Source organism: Mycobacterium sp. IDUB_21 (assembly GCF_055419425.1).
Genome location: NZ_JBVAXQ010000001.1, coordinates 250,657 through 266,931 on the forward strand (window position 1 = coordinate 250,657; position 16,275 = coordinate 266,931).

Consider the following 16,275-nt stretch of genomic DNA (forward strand, 5'->3'; position numbering starts at 1 on the left):
GCTGCTGCCTGTGCCAGGAGAAAGCGGGTCATGGCGGATCACTCCAGCCTCCTGAGTCAGCTCAGCCTTGCGGGTCGGATCGTCGTGGTGTCGGGAGCCGGCGGGGGCGGCATCGGTACCACGGTCACCGCGATGGCGGCACGCGCCGGAGCCACGGTGATCGCGGTGAGCCGCTCGCGGCAGAACCTCGACGAGCACATCGCGCCGCTGGCCGCCCAAGGCCTGTCGGTGTTACCGGTGGCTGCCGACGCCTCCACCGACGAGGGGGTGGCTGCGGTTCTCGACGCGGCCCGGAACGCCGACGGGCAGCTCTACGGCCTGGTCAACGTCGCCGGAGGCGCAGCGCCGTCGACCTGGATGCCCGCGACCCGGGTGGCCCGCTCCGATTGGCGGGAGATCTTCGCGCACAACCTGGAGACCGCGTTCTTCATGAGCCGTGCGGTCGCCGCCGAACTGGTGGCGCAGCAGTGGCCGGGTTCGATCGTGTCGATCTCCTCGATCAGCGGGATGAACACCGCGCCGTTTCACATCGCCTACGGCACCGCGAAGGCCGCCGTCGTCGCGATGACCCGCACCATGGCCGTCGAATTGGCGGCAGCCGGGATTCGGGTGAACGCGGTGGCCCCGGGCGTCACCAACACCGCCGCCTCTGCCACCTACACCGATGACGATCCCGACCGCGACCTGCAGGCGATCGCGATGGGACGCCGCGGCCGCCCCGAGGAGCAGGCCGGGCCGATCTTGTTCCTGCTGTCGGATCTGTCCAGCTACATCACCGGACAAACCCTGTTGGTCGACGGCGGGCTCGACCTCAAGTGGAGCCACCTGGCCGCCGACAACACCTCGCTGTTCCTCAAGGACGACACCTTCCGCGCGGCGATAAGGAGGATGTGATGACCGATCCGGTCCAGGGCTCGGATGAAGAACTCGCAAGTCCGGTCACGATCGGCGTCGAGGCTTACACCTGCGGACGCTACGCCCGCGACGAACGGGACAAGCTGTGGCGCAAGGTGTGGCAGCAGGCCGGCCGGGTCGAGGACCTGCCGGAGGTGGGCAGCTACCTGACCTACGACATCCTCGACGATTCGATCATCGTGGTGCGCACCGGGCCGGACGCATTTCACGCTCACCACAACGTCTGCATGCACCGCGGCCGCCGGCTGATCGACACCCCCGCCGGGGAGAAGAACGCCTGCGCGCGCACCCGCAAGTCGTTCGTCTGCGGCTTCCACGGCTGGACCTACGCCCTGGACGGGACGTGCACCCACATTCGTGAGCAGGACGACTGGCAGGGCACCTTGACGCCGGAGAACACCCACCTGCGACCGGTGCGGGTGGACACCTGGGGTGGCTGGGTCTGGATCAACATGGATCCGGACTGCGAATCGCTGGCCGACTACCTGTTCCCCGCAGCCAAGATCCTCGAACCCTTCGGCCTGGAGAACATGCGCTACAAGTGGCGCAAATGGCTGGAATTCGACTGCAACTGGAAGGTCGCCATGGAGGCCTTCAACGAGACCTACCACGTCTATACGACCCATCCGGAGTTCAACCAGTTCGGCGAGTTCAAGGGCTGGGCCAAGGTGCAGGGCAAGCACAGCAACATCGGCTACGACGCACCCGACGATCTGGAGACGACCAAGTCCAAGATCCGGCTGGGCACCGGCGCCGACCCGCGGGTGTCGACCGCCCAGATGCAGATCTACACGATGGAGGAGACCAACGCCACCACCACGCCGACCCTGGTCAACGCCGCCAAGCGACTGGTCGACGAGCTTCCCGAGGGCACCCCGGCCGACAAGGTTCTCGAACACTGGCTGGCCTCGGCGCGTCGCGACGACGAAGCCCGCGGGGTCATCTGGCCGACGATTCCGGCCGACGTGCTCGGGCAGGCCGGCACCGCGTGGCAGATCTTCCCGAACTTCCAGATCGGCCAGGGCCTCACCAGCGCGCTGTGTTACAGCGCCCGGCCGCATCCCAGCTACAACCCGGACAAATGCATCTTCGAGGTCTCGGTGTTGGAGCTCTTTCCGAAAGGCGAAGAGCCGCAGACCCGGTGGGAGTACACCCCGGTCGGTGACCCGAATTGGCGCTCGGTTCTGCCGCAGGACTTCTCCAACATGGCAGCGGTTCAGCAGGGGATGAAATCCCTTGGCTACCAAGGTGCCAAGCCCAACCCGTACCGGGAACGCGCCATCGTCAACCTGCATCACCAGCTGTCGAAGTACATGGCTGCCGGCGCGCCCCGGGAAATCCCGACTGGAAGCGATCAATGACGGACTGCGCACCCACCCAGACGCCCGACGACTTCGATCTCGACGCACTCCGGGACAAATACGCCGCCGAGCGGGCCAGACGCGTTCGCTCCGACGGCTCGAATCAGTACCTTGAACTCAAGGATGACTTCGTGGAGTTCGCCGAGGTCGATCCGCACACCGCGGTGACTCCGCGTGAACCCATCGACGCCGACATCGAAGTCGTGGTCCTCGGCGGTGGCATCGCCGGACTGCTGTCCGGCGCCTACCTCAAGAAGGCCGGCGTGCGCGACGTGCGGGTCATCGAGATGGCCGGCGACTTCGGCGGCGTCTGGTACTGGAACCGCTTCCCCGGAATCCAGTGCGACAACGACGCCTACTGCTATGTCCCGATGCTCGAAGAGCTCGACTTCATTCCGTCCAAGAAGTTCGCCGACGGCGCCGAGATATTCCAGCATTGCCAGAACATCGGGAAGCACTTCGGCCTCTATGACGGGGCGATCTTCTCGACTCAGGTACGCACCGCCCGATGGGACGAGGGGATCAAGCGCTGGCGGCTGACGACGAATCGGGGCGACGACCTGCGGGCGCGTTTCGTGGTGATGGCGCAGGGCTCCTACAACCGGCCCAAGTTGCCCGGCATCGCGGGCATCAAGGACTTCATGGACGCGGGCGGCCACGTCTTCCACTCGGCCCGCTGGGATTACGACTACACCGGCGGTGACGCGAACGGTGGCTTGGACAAGCTGGCCGACAAGCGTGTGGCTCTGGTCGGCACCGGCGCGACTGGTGTGCAGCTGGTCCCGCACCTGGGCCGGGATGCCGAGCAGCTCTATGTTTTTCAGCGCACACCGTCGTCGGTGGACTTCCGCGGCAACGAGCCCACCGACCCGCAGTGGGCCGCGTCGCTGCAGCCGGGTTGGCAGGCCGAACGCAAACGCAACTTTCATCGCTGGTCGCCGTTCGAGGGCGTGGTGTTCGACGCCCCCGACATGGTGTGTGACTTCTGGACCGAGTTGGGTCGCAACCTGACCGCTCGCATCGGCGCCAGTCCCGACCCGACGGCGCTGGGAGTCGAGGAGATCATGGCGATGCGGGAGGAGGAGGACTACAAGATCATGGAGCGGCTGCGCCGCCGGATCGCCGACATCGTCGAGGATCCGCAGACCGCTGAGGCGCTCAAGCCGTACTACCGGTTCATGTGCAAGCGTCCGACCTCCAGCGACACCTACCTGACCGCGTTCAATCGGCCCAATGTCACGCTGGTCGACGTGGCCGAATCCAAGGGTGTCGAAAAGCTCACGGAGAAGGGCATTGTCGCCGGCGGCGTCGAGTACGAGGTCGACTGCGTCATCTTCGCCAGTGGCTTCGAGATCTCCACGGAGATCAGCCGTCGGTACGCGGTGGACGTCATCGAGGGCCGCGACGGGGTGTCGCTGTTCGACCACTGGCGCGATGGCTTCCAGACCCTGCACGGGATGACCAGCCGCGGGTTCCCCAACCAGTTCCACACCGGTTTCATCCAAGGCGGCGTGTCGGCCAACACCACCGCGATGTTCGAGCAGCAGGCCGAGCACATCGCCTACGTCATCGCTGAGGCTCTCAACCGGGGAGCGACGGTCGTCGAGCCCAGTCAGGAGGGTCAGGAGGACTGGGTGAACACCATCCGGGAGTTGGCATTCGACAACTCGGCATTCGACTTGACGTGCACGCCCGGCTATTACAACAACGAGGGCCGTGGATTCGGCGATGCCAGCCGCTCGTTCCTCGGCGAGGTGTACTCGCCGGGCTTCTACGCCTTCGATGATCTGTTGAAGCAGTGGCGCGAGGCGGGCGAACTGAAAGGTATGGATCTGCAGTGACATTGAAGACCACGATCACGTTGCCGACACGCGACCTCACCGAGCGCATCGGAACCGAGGTCCTTGCCGACAAGGACGCGTTGCTGTCCGGTGCCCACGCCGGCGCCGTCAGGGAACTGCTCGAGCGGCGCGGCGTACTGGTGTTCCCGCAGATCGGGTTCACCAAGGAGGAGCAGGTCGCCTTCACCGAGACGCTGGGCACGCTGGCGCCCGAGCGCGACGGCGAGGCCGTCTACGACGTCACGCTGGACACGAACGTCAACAAGCAGGCCGACTACCTCAAAGGGTCCTTCTATTGGCACCTGGACGGCACCATGAACCAGGTGCCGATTCTCGCGTCGCTGCTGTCCAGCAAGGTGCTGCCGGCCGACGGCGGTGGTGACACTGAGTTCTGCAACACCTATGCCGCCTATGACGACCTGCCCGAAGAGGACAAGCAGCAGCTGGGTTCGCTGCGGGCGATGCACTCGGCATGGAACTCACTGCTCTACTACGACCCCGAACCGGAAGCCGCGACACTGCGCCAGATGATGGCGATCGGGGAGTGCGAGCTGCCCGTGGTCTGGACGCACCGGTCGGGGCGCAGATCGCTGATCCTGGGCTGCACCGCCAGCCACATCGTCGGTATGGACTACTCCGCCAGCACCGAAACCCTGGTGCGTCTGCGCGACTGGGCCACCCGGCCGCAGTTCGTCTACCGGCACCGGTGGTCGGTCGGTGACCTGGTCATGTGGGACAACACCGGGACGATGCACCGGGCGCGCCCGTACGATCCCGCCTCCGGTCGGATGCTGCAACGGACCAAACTCGCCGGTGAGGAACCCTTCGCTTGAGCAGACCTGATCCGCACGAGCTCAGGTTCGACGGCCGGGTGGCCGTCGTGACCGGCGCCGGGCGGGGACTGGGGCGCGCCTACGCGCAACTGCTGGCGGCACGGGGGGCCCGCGTCGTCGTGAACGACACGGGGGCCGATCTCACCGGAGACGGTGTGCGCGACGACCCGTCTGAGCGGGTGGCCGCGGAGATCCGGGACGCCGGCGGCGACGCGGTCGCGTGCACCGCGTCGGTGGCGACACCGCAGGGCGGCCAAGACATCATCGACTGCGCGCTGGCCGGCTATGGCCGGGTGGACATCGTGATCCACAACGCCGGAAACGTTCGGCCTGCCTCGCTGCGGGACATGACTCCGGCGGATTTCGACGCCGTCCTGGACGTACACCTGCGCGGTGCGTTCCACGTGGTGCGGGCGGCCTTCGGCATCATGTGTGATGCGGGCTACGGTCGCATAGTGCTGACCTCGTCGATCGGTGGCCTCTACGGCAACTCCTGTGTGGCCAACTATGCGGCCGCGAAGGCGGGTGTGATCGGGCTGAGCAATGTCGCGGCGCTGGAGGGCGGACCCGCCGGTGTGCGGTGCAATGTCGTGGTGCCGGCGGCGGTGACCCGGATGGCCGAGGGCATCGACACGTCCGGCTACCCGCCGATGGATCCGGAACTGGTCGCGCCCGTGGTGGGGTGGCTTGCGCACGAATCCTGTTCGGTCACCGGCGAAGTGCTGATCGCGCTGGCGGGCCGGGTGGCGCGCGCGGTGGTGGCCGAAAGCCCGGGTGTGTATCAGCCGTCGTGGACCATCGACGAAGTCGGCGAACGAATCGATGAGATCCGGGATCTCGGGGCGCCGGTGATCTTCCCGGTGGTGCCCGACGGCCACGCCGATCACATCCGGTACAGCTTCGGGATGGCCCAGGCAGACAGAACCCAGTAGTCCCCCTAGTTCAAGGAGTGTTGTGATGCGCGAATACACCCAGTTCTACATCGATGGCCAATGGGTGGATCCCGTTGAGCTCAGGGTGCTCGACGTCGAGAACCCGGCCACCGAGCAGGTCGCCGGGAAAATCGCGCTCGGCTCGGCGGCCGACGTCGATCAGGCCGTGGCCGCGGCTCGGCGGGCATTCACCGGCTGGTCGCAGAGCAGCCGGGCCGAACGGCTGGATCTATTGCAGGCGATCCTCGCCGAATACCAGCGGCGCAGTGGTGATCTGGCTGACGCGGTCAGCGAGGAGATCGGAGCTCCGCCGGCGCTGGCTGCCGGCGCGCAGGTGCAGCTCGGGATCGGTCACATGCTCACGGCGATCGAGGCGCTGAAGAACTTCCAGTTCGAAGAACAACGCGGCGACACCCTGGTGGTGCGCGAGCCGATCGGGGTCTGCGGCCTGATCACACCATGGAACTGGCCGCTGAACCAGATCGCGGTGAAGGTCTACCCGGCGTTGGCGACCGGCTGCACCATGGTCTTGAAACCGTCCGAGGTCGCGCCGTTCTCGGCCTACATCTTCACCGAGATCATGGCCGCCGCAGGCGTTCCGGCCGGCGTGTTCAACATGGTCAACGGCGACGGCCCCGGAGTGGGGGTGGCACTGTCCCAGCATCGCGACGTCGACATGGTGTCGTTCACCGGTTCCACCCGCGCCGGCGTCGCGGTGGCCGAGAACGCCGCCCCGACCGTGAAGCGGGTGACCCAGGAACTGGGCGGCAAGAGCGCCAACATCGTGCTCGACGACGACGCCTTCGTCGGCAGCGTCACCGCCGGGGTGGCGACCATGATGGTCAACTCCGGGCAGAGCTGCAATGCGCCGTCACGGATGCTGGTGCCGAACTCGCGGATGGACGAGGCCATTGCTATCGCGCATGCGGTAGCCGAACAGGTCAACGTGGGTGACACCGCCGATGCGAAAGCCATCGGCCCGGTGGCGTCGGGGGCGCAGTTCACCAAGGTGCAGGGCCTGATCGAGCAGGGTATCGCCGAAGGTGCGACGGTCGCGGCCGGCGGCGCCGGCCGGCCGGACGGGCTGGACACCGGTTTCTACGTCAAACCGACGGTCTTCGCCCATGTCGACAACAAGATGACGATCGCGAGGGAGGAGATCTTCGGCCCGGTGCTGTGCATCCTGGGCTACGACGACCTCGACGAGGCCGTCGAGATCGCCAACGACACCGATTACGGTCTGGCCGGTTATGTCTCGGGCGCCGACCTCGACGTCGCGCGGAAAGTCGCCCGCCGCATCCGGGCCGGCTGGGTGGCGATCAACCACGCCTTCGACATGAATGCGCCATTCGGCGGTTACAAGCGCAGCGGCAACGGTCGCGAGTGGAGTGACGCCGGATTCCACGAGTATCTGGAGACCAAGAGCGCGTTGGGTTACGGGGCCGCCGGCTGAGGGTGGGGTAGTTACGCCCGACTATTCGTAGTGCACCGTGATCGAGCCGCCTTCCGGCACAGCCTGACAGGTCAGGATGTAGCCGTCGGCGACCTCGTCGTCCTCGAGCGCCTTGTTGACGATCATCTTCGCGCTGCCCTCGCTGACGTGGGCGATGCAGGTTCCGCAGTTCCCGGCTTCGCAGGAGAACGGCGGCGTCAGCCCGGCCCGCCGGGCGCTTTCCAACAGGGTCTCGCCGGCGGCCCGGGGCACCGACGCCTTCTTGCGGCCGAGGTGAATCGTCACGGTCCCGCTCACCTCGGTCGCGGTGTCGGAAGCGGCCGGCGCCGACGTCGGTATCTCGGCGGCGCCGCCGGTGTCGAAGTCTTCGACGAAAAGCCGGCCCGGGCCCGGCCAGGCCGTGCGCACGACCGCCATGAATCCTTCCGGGCCGCACAGGTAGCAGTCCGCGCCGGTGTCCGCGCCGACGAACGCGGTGACGGCGGCCGCATCCAACAGTCCGTTCTCGGCGTCCCGGTGCCGCTGCACCGAGAACCGGCCCGGGTAGCGCGCGGCGAGCTCGCCCAGCGCATCCTCGAAGATCGCCGACGAGGAGTCCCGGTCTGCGCACAGCAGCCGCACCGGACGCTCGGTGGTGGCCAGTGCGGCCTTGGCCAGCGACAGGATCGGCGTGATCCCGCTGCCACCGGAGAATCCCAGCAGCGGAGCGTCCGAGGAATCCAGGCAGAAGGTCCCCGCCGCGCGGGTCATGATCAACTCGTCACCTTCGGCGACGTTGTCCAGCAACCAATTCGACACCTTCCCGCCGGGAACGCGCTTGATCGTGGTGGTCAGCTCGGTGTCGGTTTCCGGAGCGCTCGACATGGAGTAGGACCGGTACAGCTCCTCGCCGTCCACCTTCACCTGGAACGTCGAGTACTGACCGGCGCGGTAGGGGAACGGAGTCTCGTGCGGCGCCAGGACGAGCGTGTACGCGTCGGCGGTCTCCTTGACGATGCGGGTCACGGTCGCCCGCTGGAAAACATGAGTGACCGCCATGACCACCTCTTCCGGTTTGCGTTCTTCGTTACAGAGAATACTATTCTCTCAAACCGATAGGATCTTCTCAAATGCTTTCTGGGTTGTCTGGGTCACCCACCGCGGTGCTCGCGTTCGAGGACCGGCAGTTGCCCCTGCCGGAGCTCGACGCACGGGCCGGTGAGCTGGCAGCCGCCCTGGCCGCCGACGGCGTGACCGCCGGTGATCGGGTGGCGCTGATGGTGTCGAACCGGCCGGAGTTCGTCGTCGCCATCCGCGCCATCTGGCGGCTCGGGGCCGTCGTCGCCCTGATCAGCCCCGCCTGGAAGCGCGATGAGGTGGCGCACGCGCTGGCGCTGGCCGAACCCCGATACGCGCTCGGAGACCACCCGGTGCTGGCCGAGCTGATGCCGATGCGGCACCTCGACCACGAGATCGCCCCGATACCGGCCGGCCTGCCGGTCGGTTCCCCGCACGCGGTCGACCCCGGCTCCGACGCACTGCTGGTGTTCAGCTCCGGCACCACCGGCCTGCCCAAAGCGGTCCGGCACAGCCACGGCTCATTGGCCGCGGGGGTGCGGCACTGGCGGGATGCGCTGGGGCTGACCGCCGACGACCGGATCCAGGTCGTGACCCCGCCGTCGCACATCCTCGGCCTGCTCAACATCCTGACCGCGCTGAGCGTCGGGGCGCGGGTGCGGCTGCATCGCCGGTTCGACATCGACACGATGCTGCGATCGATCGGCGAAGACCGGATCACCGTGGAGATGGCGGTGGCGCCGATCGCGCTGGCCATCGCCGGGCATCCGGACCTGGAGTCGTTCGACCTGTCATCGCTGCGTTTCATCATGTGGGGCGCCACGCCGGTCACCGCCGCCGTCGCCGAGGTGGTCACTCGGCGCACCGGGGTTGCATGGGTGCCGGCCTACGGCACCAGCGAGCTCCCGGTGATCGCATGCAGCCCGATCGACAAAGCCCGCCCGGGCGGCACGGCTTTGAACGACTCGGTTCTGGACACCGTCGGGCGGCCGGTGCCCGGGGTGCAGTTGCAGGTGGTGGATGTCGACAGTGGCGAGCCGCTGCCGTCCGGCGTTCCCGGCGAAATCCGGGTCCGGTCCGAGTCGGTGATGTCCGGCTACCTTCCGGACGCGGCGACGTCAGAAGTGCTGCGCGACGGGTGGTTTCACACCGGCGACATCGGCTATCTCGACGCCGACGGCTGGCTGCGGATCACCGACCGTTGCAAGGAGATGATCAAGGTACGCGGCTTCCAGGTCGCCCCCGCCGAGATCGAGGCGGTGCTGCACGAGCATCCGGCCGTCGCGGACTGCGGAGTGTTCGGGGTCCCCGACGCGTGTGACGGGGAGGCCGTCGTCGCGGCCGTGGCACTGCGCGAGCCGGTGAGCGACGCCGAGCTGGCGGCACTGGTGGCCGACCGCCTCGCGTCCTACAAACGCCTCAGCCGGATCGTGGTCGTTCCCGAGATTCCCCGGCTGCCGTCCGGAAAGCTGTTGCGTCGATTACTGAAGGAGCGCCTATGGATGTCCGGCTGAATGCTGAGCAACGACAACTGCGGGATGCCGCAGCGAAACTGGCCGACGATCTGGGTCCCGGCTCGGTCGCCGAACTCGACGACACCGGTCGGGTGACCCGCCTGGAAAAGGCTGTCGCCCAGACCGGTTGGCGCGAGCTGCGCTCCGACGGGGCGTCGGGGGTGGAGGTGGCCATCGTTGCCGAGGAGTTCGGTCGCGGGCTCGTCGACGTGCCGTTCCTCGGCCCGGTGCTCGCCGATGATCTGGACCGGCACGTTGCACTGGGCGCGGGACCGACCACGGTCGCATTCAAAGAGACCGCCATCGACGCCGGCGGCGCCACGCAGGCCGCGACGGTGCGCGAGCACGCGGTGCTGACCGCCCCGCTCGGTGCGGTGCGAACCGGAGCCGACCTGACCAGGCCGGGCGCCGAACTGGCCGGTGAGCTGCAGCGGGTCGGCGAGCTGAGCGCCGAGGCCGCCGCGGCGTGGCAGGCGCTGGCGCTGGTGACAACCAGCGCCGATCTGGTCGGCGCCGCGCGTGGCGCGCACGCGCTGGCGTGCGACTACGCCAAGATCCGGGAGCAGTACGGAAAACCCATCGGGAGCCATCAGGCCATCGCCCACCTGCTCGCCGAAGGGCTGGCGCTGATCGAAGGCTCGGTGAGTGTGCTGCGGCATGCCGCCTGGGCGGTCGACGAAACGGACGCGGCCGACGCGGTGCGCGCGGCCCGCATCGCGAAAATCTATTGCGCCCGCACCGCCCGGACGGTCTGCGAGACCGCAATCCAGGTGCACGGCGGTATCGGCAACACCTGGGAATGCCTTGCACACGTGTACCTGCGGCGTGCACTGGCCTCGACCGGCCTGTGGCCCGTGACGATGAGGGAGATCGCTGATGGACTTTCGTGACTCGCCCGCCGAAGCCGACTTCCGCAGCCGCCTTCGGGCTTGGCTGACCGAGCAGGCCGGGACCTTTCCCGCCGCCGGAGACGAGTACTGGGCGCGGCAAGGCGAATGGCACCAAGCCCTGTACGGCGCCGGCTTCTTCGGGGTGTCCTGGCCGCGCGAATACGGGGGACAGGAGCTGCCGCCCGTCTATGACGTGATCGTCGACGAGGAGCTGGCAGCAGCCGGTGCCCCGCCGCGCCCGAGCCTCGGCTATCTGGTCGTCGGTCTGGGCCGCCACGCCAGTACCGAACTGCAGCAACGATTCCTGCCCGGGATGATCGACGGCACGCAACGCTGGTGCCAAGGCTTCTCCGAACCCGGGGCCGGTTCCGACCTGGCATCACTGACCACCACCGCGACCCGCGACGGTGACAACTACGTCATCCACGGCCACAAGATCTGGACCAGCTACTCCGACGTCGCCGACTGGTGTCTGCTGCTGGCCCGCACCGACAAGGACGCGCCGCGGCACCGCGGCATCTCGGCGTTCATCATCTCCATGCACCAGCCCGGTATCGAGCAGCGCCCGCTGCAGATGATCAACGGCGTCACCACCGAATTCGGGCAGGTGCTGTTCGACGGCGCTACGGTTCCGGCGAGTCAGATGGTGGGCGAGCCGGGCGAGGGGTGGAAACTGGCGATGACGGTCGTCGGTCATGAGCGCGAGCCATCGACGCTGGGCTACTCCGCCCGCTACGGCAAGCTGGTCCGCCAGATGGCAGCTCGTGTCGACCGCGCCGGCGCCGATGTACCGGAGGAATTGGCCTGGGCGGCAGTGGAAACCGAGATGCTGCGGCTGCACGTACGCCGGCGGCTCTCTGAACAGCTCGACGGGCTGTCGCACGGTCCGGAGGGCTCGCTGGACAAGTTGCTGATGACCTGGGTGGAGCAGTCCGTCGGCCATGCCGCGCTGGCGGTCGGCGGTGTCGACGATCCAGACCTGCTCAGCGCCTACCTTTACAGTCGCGCCCAGAGTGTGATGGGCGGGACCTCGCAGATTCAGAAGAACATCATTGCCGGCCGAATCCTGGGATTGTAAGGAGTGATCGCGAACGCGGGCGAAGCCCGGGTGAAGCGGGTCACGACCATTGAAGGAGTCTGACATGTACGACATGCCTGCTGAGATCGACGTGCGCGCCGATGGTCCGCTGCGGATCATCACGCTCAACCGCCCCGACGCGCTGAACGCCGTCAACGACGCGCTACACAGCGGCCTGGCGAAGCTCTGGACACAGCTGGACGAGGATTACGACGCGCGAGCCGCAGTGCTGACCGGTAGCGGACGGGCGTTCTCCGCCGGTGGTGACTTCGCCTACCTCGACGAGATTCGACGCGACGAACGGCTGCGCGCCAAGACGATTGCGCACGGCCGGGAGATCGTGCTGGGGATGGCGCGCTGCCGGACCCCGGTGATCGCCGCGGTCAACGGGCCCGCCGTCGGCCTGGGCTGCAGCCTGGTGGCGCTCAGCGACATCGTCTACATGGCCGAAGCCGCCTATCTGGCCGATCCGCACGTGCAGGTGGGCTTGGTCGCCGCCGACGGTGGCCCGCTGACCTGGCCATTGCAGATGAGCCTGCTGCAGGCAAAGGAATACGCGCTGACCGGAGCACGGATTCCGGCGGCGCGCGCCGTCGAGCTGGGCCTGGCCAACCATGTGGTGGAAGACCCGCTGGCCGAGGCGATCTCGTGCGCCCAACGCATCATCGAACTGCCGCGCCAGGCGGTGGAGAGCACCAAACGGTTGCTCAACATCCATCTGGAGCGGGCGGTGCTGGCTACGATGGACTTCGCGAACATGGCCGAGGACCAGTCGTTTGGAACCGACGACTTCAACGCCATCATCGATCGGCTCACCGCGAACAAGAATTGACCCCTGCAATGCAGATCGCGGAGTTGCTCGCCGCGGCCCGGGCCGGCTCGGTGCGCGCCACCGGGCGGCTGCTGACGCTGGTCGAAAGCGGCCGGCGGGTCGAGGTACTGGCGGCCGTCGGGCCGGCCTCCACCCGGGTCATCGGGGTGACCGGGCCGCCGGGTGCGGGCAAGTCCACCACGATCGCGGCCCTGGTCGGGGCATACCGGGAGCGAGGCATGCGGGTGGCGGTGCTCGCCGTCGACCCGTCCTCGCCGTTCAGCGGCGGCGCCCTGCTCGGCGATCGCATCCGAATGGCCGCGCACATCAACGACCCGGCGGTGCTGATCCGGTCGGTGGCCGCCCGCGGTCACCTCGGGGGACTGGCCGAAGTTGTACCCGCGGCCATCCAACTGCTCGCGGGCCTCGACTACGACGTGCTGCTCCTGGAGACGGTCGGGGTCGGCCAATCCGAGATCGAGATCGCCGCGATCGCCGACCCGACGATCGTCGTGCTCAATCCCGGTGCCGGCGACGCAGTCCAGGCCGCCAAGGCCGGATTGCTGGAAGTGGCCGACGTGGTGGTGGTCAACAAAGCCGACCGTGAGGGCGCCGACCAGACCGTGCGGGACCTCCGGGTCGAGCTGAAGCACACCGGCGCACCGATTTTGACCATGATCGCCGCGCGGGGCGACGGCTTGGGCGAGTTGGTGGAGACCATCGAGGCGCACCACCGCACCGACAGTCGGGAGCGCCGGGTGGCGCGGGCGCGGGCCCAGATCCTGTCGCTGGCCCAGACCCGGCTGCGAACTCACCCGGAGCTGAACCGACTCGCCGAGCTGGTCGTCGACGGCAGTGATGACCCGTATTCGGCGGCGGAGCAGCTGTTGTCGCCGGAGGACAGGTGAAGTTCTAGGACTTGTTCTGAGCCGACCTGTTCTGGGCCGACCAGCGGGGAAGGTGCAGGGGCAGATTGTTGTAGGTGGCGATGCCGGGTTCGGCGGCCACCACGGCCGGGATGGCGTTGATCGGCGGCATCGCGGTCATGATGTGGCCGAGCTCGAAGAAGTCGTCGATGGATTTCGCGGAGGCGATCAGGTCCGGCGGCGGCGTGAAGCCGACCTGCATGTTGACCGTCGGCCGTCCGTCGATGGTGATCTTCCAGCCGTCGCCGTCCAGCTGCCAGTCGGGCTCCAGCGTCTGTCCTTTGCGCCACCGCACGTTGATGTCGATCACGGTCTCGCCGTTGACGATTCCTTGCCAGCTGGCGAACACGCCCGCCACGTGGCCCGCCGGAATGGTCCACGACGCCATCGCCAGATCCGCTGTGGTCTGGGCGTATTCGGACACGCAGGTGATCTCGTCGAGCTCAACGCCGATCGCGTCGGCGACCAATTGCACCGCCTCGGCGAACACCGCGGTGCCCTTGGCGGCCATCGGCGCCAGGCCCGGGTCATCGATCGCGGCGCCGAAACCCACCGGCCGCTCGGTGTCGGGGGAGTCGTAGAGCGTGGTGTCGGCCGTCTCGGTGATGGTGATCTTGTCGATGCGGTCGCATGCGGTCGCCGCCACGATGGCCAGCAGCTCGGCGAAGCCCGGACTGACCCCGGAACCGAACAGGGTGGATCCGCCTTTGTGGCAAGCCTCGTCGAGCCGGGCCCGATCGTCGCCGAGGTTACCGCCGGTGATGAAGGACGCCGAGGTCACGACGTTGACGCCGGCGGACAATATCGCCACGAGTTCGTCGACATCGATCCACATCGGGTTGTAGACGACGCAGTCGGGTTTCAGCGCCAGCAGCGCCGCCTTGTCGTTGGTGGCAGAGACGCCGAGCGGGTCGATGCCGACCAACTCGCCGACATCGCGGCCGACCTTGTCGTCCGACCATGCGAAGAGTCCGACGAGTTCGTAATCCGGATTGGCGGTCATCGCCCGGACGGAACTCTTCCCGACGTTGCCCGTCGTCCACTGGACGACCCGGTAAGGGACGGTCGGCATGCGCACCACCTCGTGTTTGTCGGGCCGGTTACATCTGTGCCCAGACGACCTTCGTCTGCAGATAGGCTTCGATCCCGGCCTTGCCGGACTCGTAGCCCCAACCGGATTGCTTGTACCCGCCGAACGGCATCGAGTGGTCGAACTGCATCTGGCAGTTCAGCCCCACCGTTCCGGCCTTGAGTCGCTTGGCCAGCCGGTGCGCCCGGCCCAGGTTGGAAGTCCACGCGGTGGCGGCCAGGCCGTAGCTGCTGTTGTTGGCCAGCGCGATCGCCTCGTCGTCGTCGTCGAACGGCAGGATCGTGACCACCGGCCCGAAGATCTCCTCCTGGAAGAGCCGGCTGGAATCGGGGTCGACACCGGTGACCACGGTCGGGTGCACGAAGTAGCCCTTGCGGTCCAGTCGGTGGCCGCCGGTGACGAGCTCGTTGCCGTCCGAGCGGCCCTGCTCCAGGTAGCCGAGCACCCGGGTGAGCTGCTTCTGGCTGATCAGCGGACCGACCATGACGCCGTCGTCGTTGGGGCCGCCCAGCTGCATGCTGTTGGCCATGTTGGCGACGCCCTCCACGACCCGCTCGTAGACGCCGCGCTGGGCGAAGATCCGCGATCCGCAGACGCACGCCTGCCCGGAGTGCACGAAGGTGCCGAACGCTGCCATGGTGATGGCCATGTCGAGGTCGGCGTCGTCGTAGATCAGCACCGGCGACTTGCCGCCGAGCTCCAGGGTCACCTTGTTGAGATTGCTTGCCGCCGAGGCGCGCACGATCTCCCGGCCGACGTCGGTCGATCCGGTGAACGCGACCTTCTCGACGTCGGGGTGCGCGGTGATCGCCGCGCCGGCGGTGTGGCCGTAGCCGAGCACCATGTTCACCACACCGTCGGGCACCCCGGCTTCGGACAGGAGGCGATCCAGGACCAGCGCCGAGAGCGGCGTCTCCTCGGCGGGCTTGACGACACTGCTGCAGCCGGCGGCCAGCGACGGCGCCAGCTTGGCGCAGAAGTTGAAGACCGGACCGTTCCACGGGAAGATCAGGCCCACCACGCCATAGGGCTCGCGCAGCGTGTAGACGTGCTGGTGCGATTCGATTCCGGTCAGGCCGCCGGTGTTGACGTCGCGCGCGATGCCGTCGATCTTGGTGCACCAGCCGGCGTAGTAGCGGAACCACTCCGAGCCGACCTTGGTGATGATCGCGGCCTGGGAGGCGGGGATGCCGGCATTGACCGACTCGAGTTCGGCCAGGATCCCGGCGTTCTCGTCGATCAGGTCGGCGATCCGCCACAGCACCCGGGCCCGGTCGTAGTCGGCCATCTGCGACCACACACCGGACTCGGCGGTCGCCTTCGCCCGGGCTACGGCGTCGTTGACGGCTTCGGGCCCGCAGTCGGTGAACTCGGTGAGCTGCTCTTCGGTGGCAGGGTCGATGACAGGAATCACATCACCGGTGCCGGGGACCTTCCGAATGTCGTCCAACACCGTCTGCACCGACATGGATAATCCCCTTCTCGCATTTCGATAACTACATTCGCAGCATGAGGTTATGCGTTTCGCGGTGGGAAGTCCAGGGTTCGAGGCCGGCCGCAGATGCACGGTTCGGT

13 protein-coding genes and 1 pseudogene are annotated in these 16,275 nt (G+C 67.5%); 11 read left to right on the forward strand and 3 right to left on the reverse strand.

Annotation, left to right across the window (positions count from 1 at the left end):
- The first annotated feature begins 30 nt into the window (after positions 1-30).
- Genes ACZYY4_RS01190 through ACZYY4_RS01215 form a run of 6 tightly spaced genes read left to right on the forward strand, consistent with a single transcriptional unit; the run spans position 31 to position 7,335 of the window.
- Positions 31-894 (forward strand): SDR family NAD(P)-dependent oxidoreductase, encoded by an 864-nt coding sequence (locus ACZYY4_RS01190; protein ID WP_463807589.1) that lies wholly within the window; start codon positions 31-33, stop codon positions 892-894.
- Positions 894-2,276 (forward strand): aromatic ring-hydroxylating oxygenase subunit alpha, encoded by a 1,383-nt coding sequence (locus ACZYY4_RS01195; protein ID WP_463807590.1) that lies wholly within the window; start codon positions 894-896, stop codon positions 2,274-2,276. The genes ACZYY4_RS01190 and ACZYY4_RS01195 overlap by 1 nt, the downstream gene beginning before the upstream one ends.
- Positions 2,273-4,117: a flavin-containing monooxygenase gene (locus tag ACZYY4_RS01200; RefSeq protein ID WP_463807591.1), complete on the forward strand. Its 1,845-nt coding sequence runs from the start codon at positions 2,273-2,275 to the stop codon at positions 4,115-4,117. The genes ACZYY4_RS01195 and ACZYY4_RS01200 overlap by 4 nt, the downstream gene beginning before the upstream one ends.
- The gene (locus ACZYY4_RS01205) at positions 4,114-4,950 is read left to right on the forward strand and encodes a TauD/TfdA dioxygenase family protein (RefSeq protein ID WP_463807592.1); all 837 of its coding nucleotides are present in this window, start codon (positions 4,114-4,116) and stop codon (positions 4,948-4,950) included. Before ACZYY4_RS01200 ends, ACZYY4_RS01205 begins: the two co-directional genes overlap by 4 nt.
- Positions 4,947-5,882 carry an SDR family NAD(P)-dependent oxidoreductase gene (locus ACZYY4_RS01210; protein ID WP_463807593.1) on the forward strand — a complete coding sequence of 312 codons (936 nt, stop codon included), beginning with the start codon at positions 4,947-4,949 and terminating at the stop codon, positions 5,880-5,882. The genes ACZYY4_RS01205 and ACZYY4_RS01210 overlap by 4 nt, the downstream gene beginning before the upstream one ends.
- A 25-nt stretch (positions 5,883-5,907) precedes the next feature.
- The gene (locus ACZYY4_RS01215) at positions 5,908-7,335 is read left to right on the forward strand and encodes an aldehyde dehydrogenase family protein (RefSeq protein WP_463807594.1); all 1,428 of its coding nucleotides are present in this window, start codon (positions 5,908-5,910) and stop codon (positions 7,333-7,335) included.
- Positions 7,336-7,356: 21 nt separating this feature from the next.
- Here ACZYY4_RS01215 and ACZYY4_RS01220 read toward each other — a convergent pair whose 3' ends face one another.
- Positions 7,357-8,373, reverse strand: a complete 1,017-nt coding sequence (locus ACZYY4_RS01220; protein WP_463807595.1) for a 2Fe-2S iron-sulfur cluster-binding protein — start codon at positions 8,371-8,373, stop codon at positions 7,357-7,359.
- Between the two features lie 71 nt (positions 8,374-8,444).
- Between ACZYY4_RS01220 and ACZYY4_RS01225 the strand changes: the two are divergent.
- The 5 genes and pseudogenes from ACZYY4_RS01225 to meaB form a co-directional block, all read left to right on the forward strand.
- A pseudogene (locus tag ACZYY4_RS01225) lies at positions 8,445-9,906 on the forward strand (class I adenylate-forming enzyme family protein); the annotation flags it as partial.
- A gap of 16 nt (positions 9,907-9,922) precedes the next feature.
- On the forward strand, positions 9,923-10,795 hold the full coding sequence (locus ACZYY4_RS01230) for an acyl-CoA dehydrogenase family protein (RefSeq protein ID WP_463807947.1): 873 nt from the start codon (positions 9,923-9,925) through the stop codon (positions 10,793-10,795).
- Positions 10,782-11,873, forward strand: coding sequence for an acyl-CoA dehydrogenase family protein (locus tag ACZYY4_RS01235; protein ID WP_463807596.1), 1,092 nt, complete (start codon positions 10,782-10,784; stop codon positions 11,871-11,873). The genes ACZYY4_RS01230 and ACZYY4_RS01235 overlap by 14 nt, the downstream gene beginning before the upstream one ends.
- Positions 11,874-11,937: 64 nt before the next feature.
- The gene (locus ACZYY4_RS01240; protein ID WP_463807597.1) at positions 11,938-12,705 is read left to right on the forward strand and encodes an enoyl-CoA hydratase/isomerase family protein; all 768 of its coding nucleotides are present in this window, start codon (positions 11,938-11,940) and stop codon (positions 12,703-12,705) included.
- An 8-nt stretch (positions 12,706-12,713) separates the two neighbouring features.
- A complete protein-coding gene (gene meaB / locus ACZYY4_RS01245) occupies positions 12,714-13,592 on the forward strand; it encodes a methylmalonyl Co-A mutase-associated GTPase MeaB (RefSeq protein WP_463807598.1) in 879 nt (292 codons plus the stop codon).
- 4 nt (positions 13,593-13,596) lie between these two features.
- On the opposite strand, the gene ACZYY4_RS01250 is transcribed toward meaB, so the two are convergent.
- Entirely contained in the window at positions 13,597-14,682 is a 1,086-nt protein-coding gene (locus ACZYY4_RS01250; RefSeq protein WP_463807599.1) for an NAD(P)H-dependent amine dehydrogenase family protein, read from the reverse strand.
- Positions 14,683-14,710: 28 nt separating this feature from the next.
- Positions 14,711-16,168: an aldehyde dehydrogenase family protein gene (locus tag ACZYY4_RS01255; protein WP_463807600.1), complete on the reverse strand. Its 1,458-nt coding sequence runs from the start codon at positions 16,166-16,168 to the stop codon at positions 14,711-14,713.
- Positions 16,169-16,275 lie beyond the last annotated feature (107 nt).

Bases quoted from the DNA above. Each gene is read 5' to 3' on its own strand.
- ACZYY4_RS01190 (WP_463807589.1), top strand. From the start codon at position 31: ATGGCGGATCACTCCAGCCTCCTGAGTCAGCTCAGCCTTGCGGGTCGG.
- ACZYY4_RS01195 (WP_463807590.1), top strand. From the start codon at position 894: ATGACCGATCCGGTCCAGGGCTCGGATGAAGAACTCGCAAGTCCGGTC.
- ACZYY4_RS01200 (WP_463807591.1), top strand. From the start codon at position 2,273: ATGACGGACTGCGCACCCACCCAGACGCCCGACGACTTCGATCTCGAC.
- ACZYY4_RS01215 (WP_463807594.1), top strand. From the start codon at position 5,908: ATGCGCGAATACACCCAGTTCTACATCGATGGCCAATGGGTGGATCCC.
- ACZYY4_RS01220 (WP_463807595.1), bottom strand. From the start codon at position 8,373: ATGGCGGTCACTCATGTTTTCCAGCGGGCGACCGTGACCCGCATCGTC.
- ACZYY4_RS01235 (WP_463807596.1), top strand. From the start codon at position 10,782: ATGGACTTTCGTGACTCGCCCGCCGAAGCCGACTTCCGCAGCCGCCTT.
- ACZYY4_RS01240 (WP_463807597.1), top strand. From the start codon at position 11,938: ATGTACGACATGCCTGCTGAGATCGACGTGCGCGCCGATGGTCCGCTG.
- meaB (WP_463807598.1), top strand. From the start codon at position 12,714: ATGCAGATCGCGGAGTTGCTCGCCGCGGCCCGGGCCGGCTCGGTGCGC.
- ACZYY4_RS01250 (WP_463807599.1), bottom strand. From the start codon at position 14,682: ATGCCGACCGTCCCTTACCGGGTCGTCCAGTGGACGACGGGCAACGTC.
- ACZYY4_RS01255 (WP_463807600.1), bottom strand. From the start codon at position 16,168: ATGTCGGTGCAGACGGTGTTGGACGACATTCGGAAGGTCCCCGGCACC.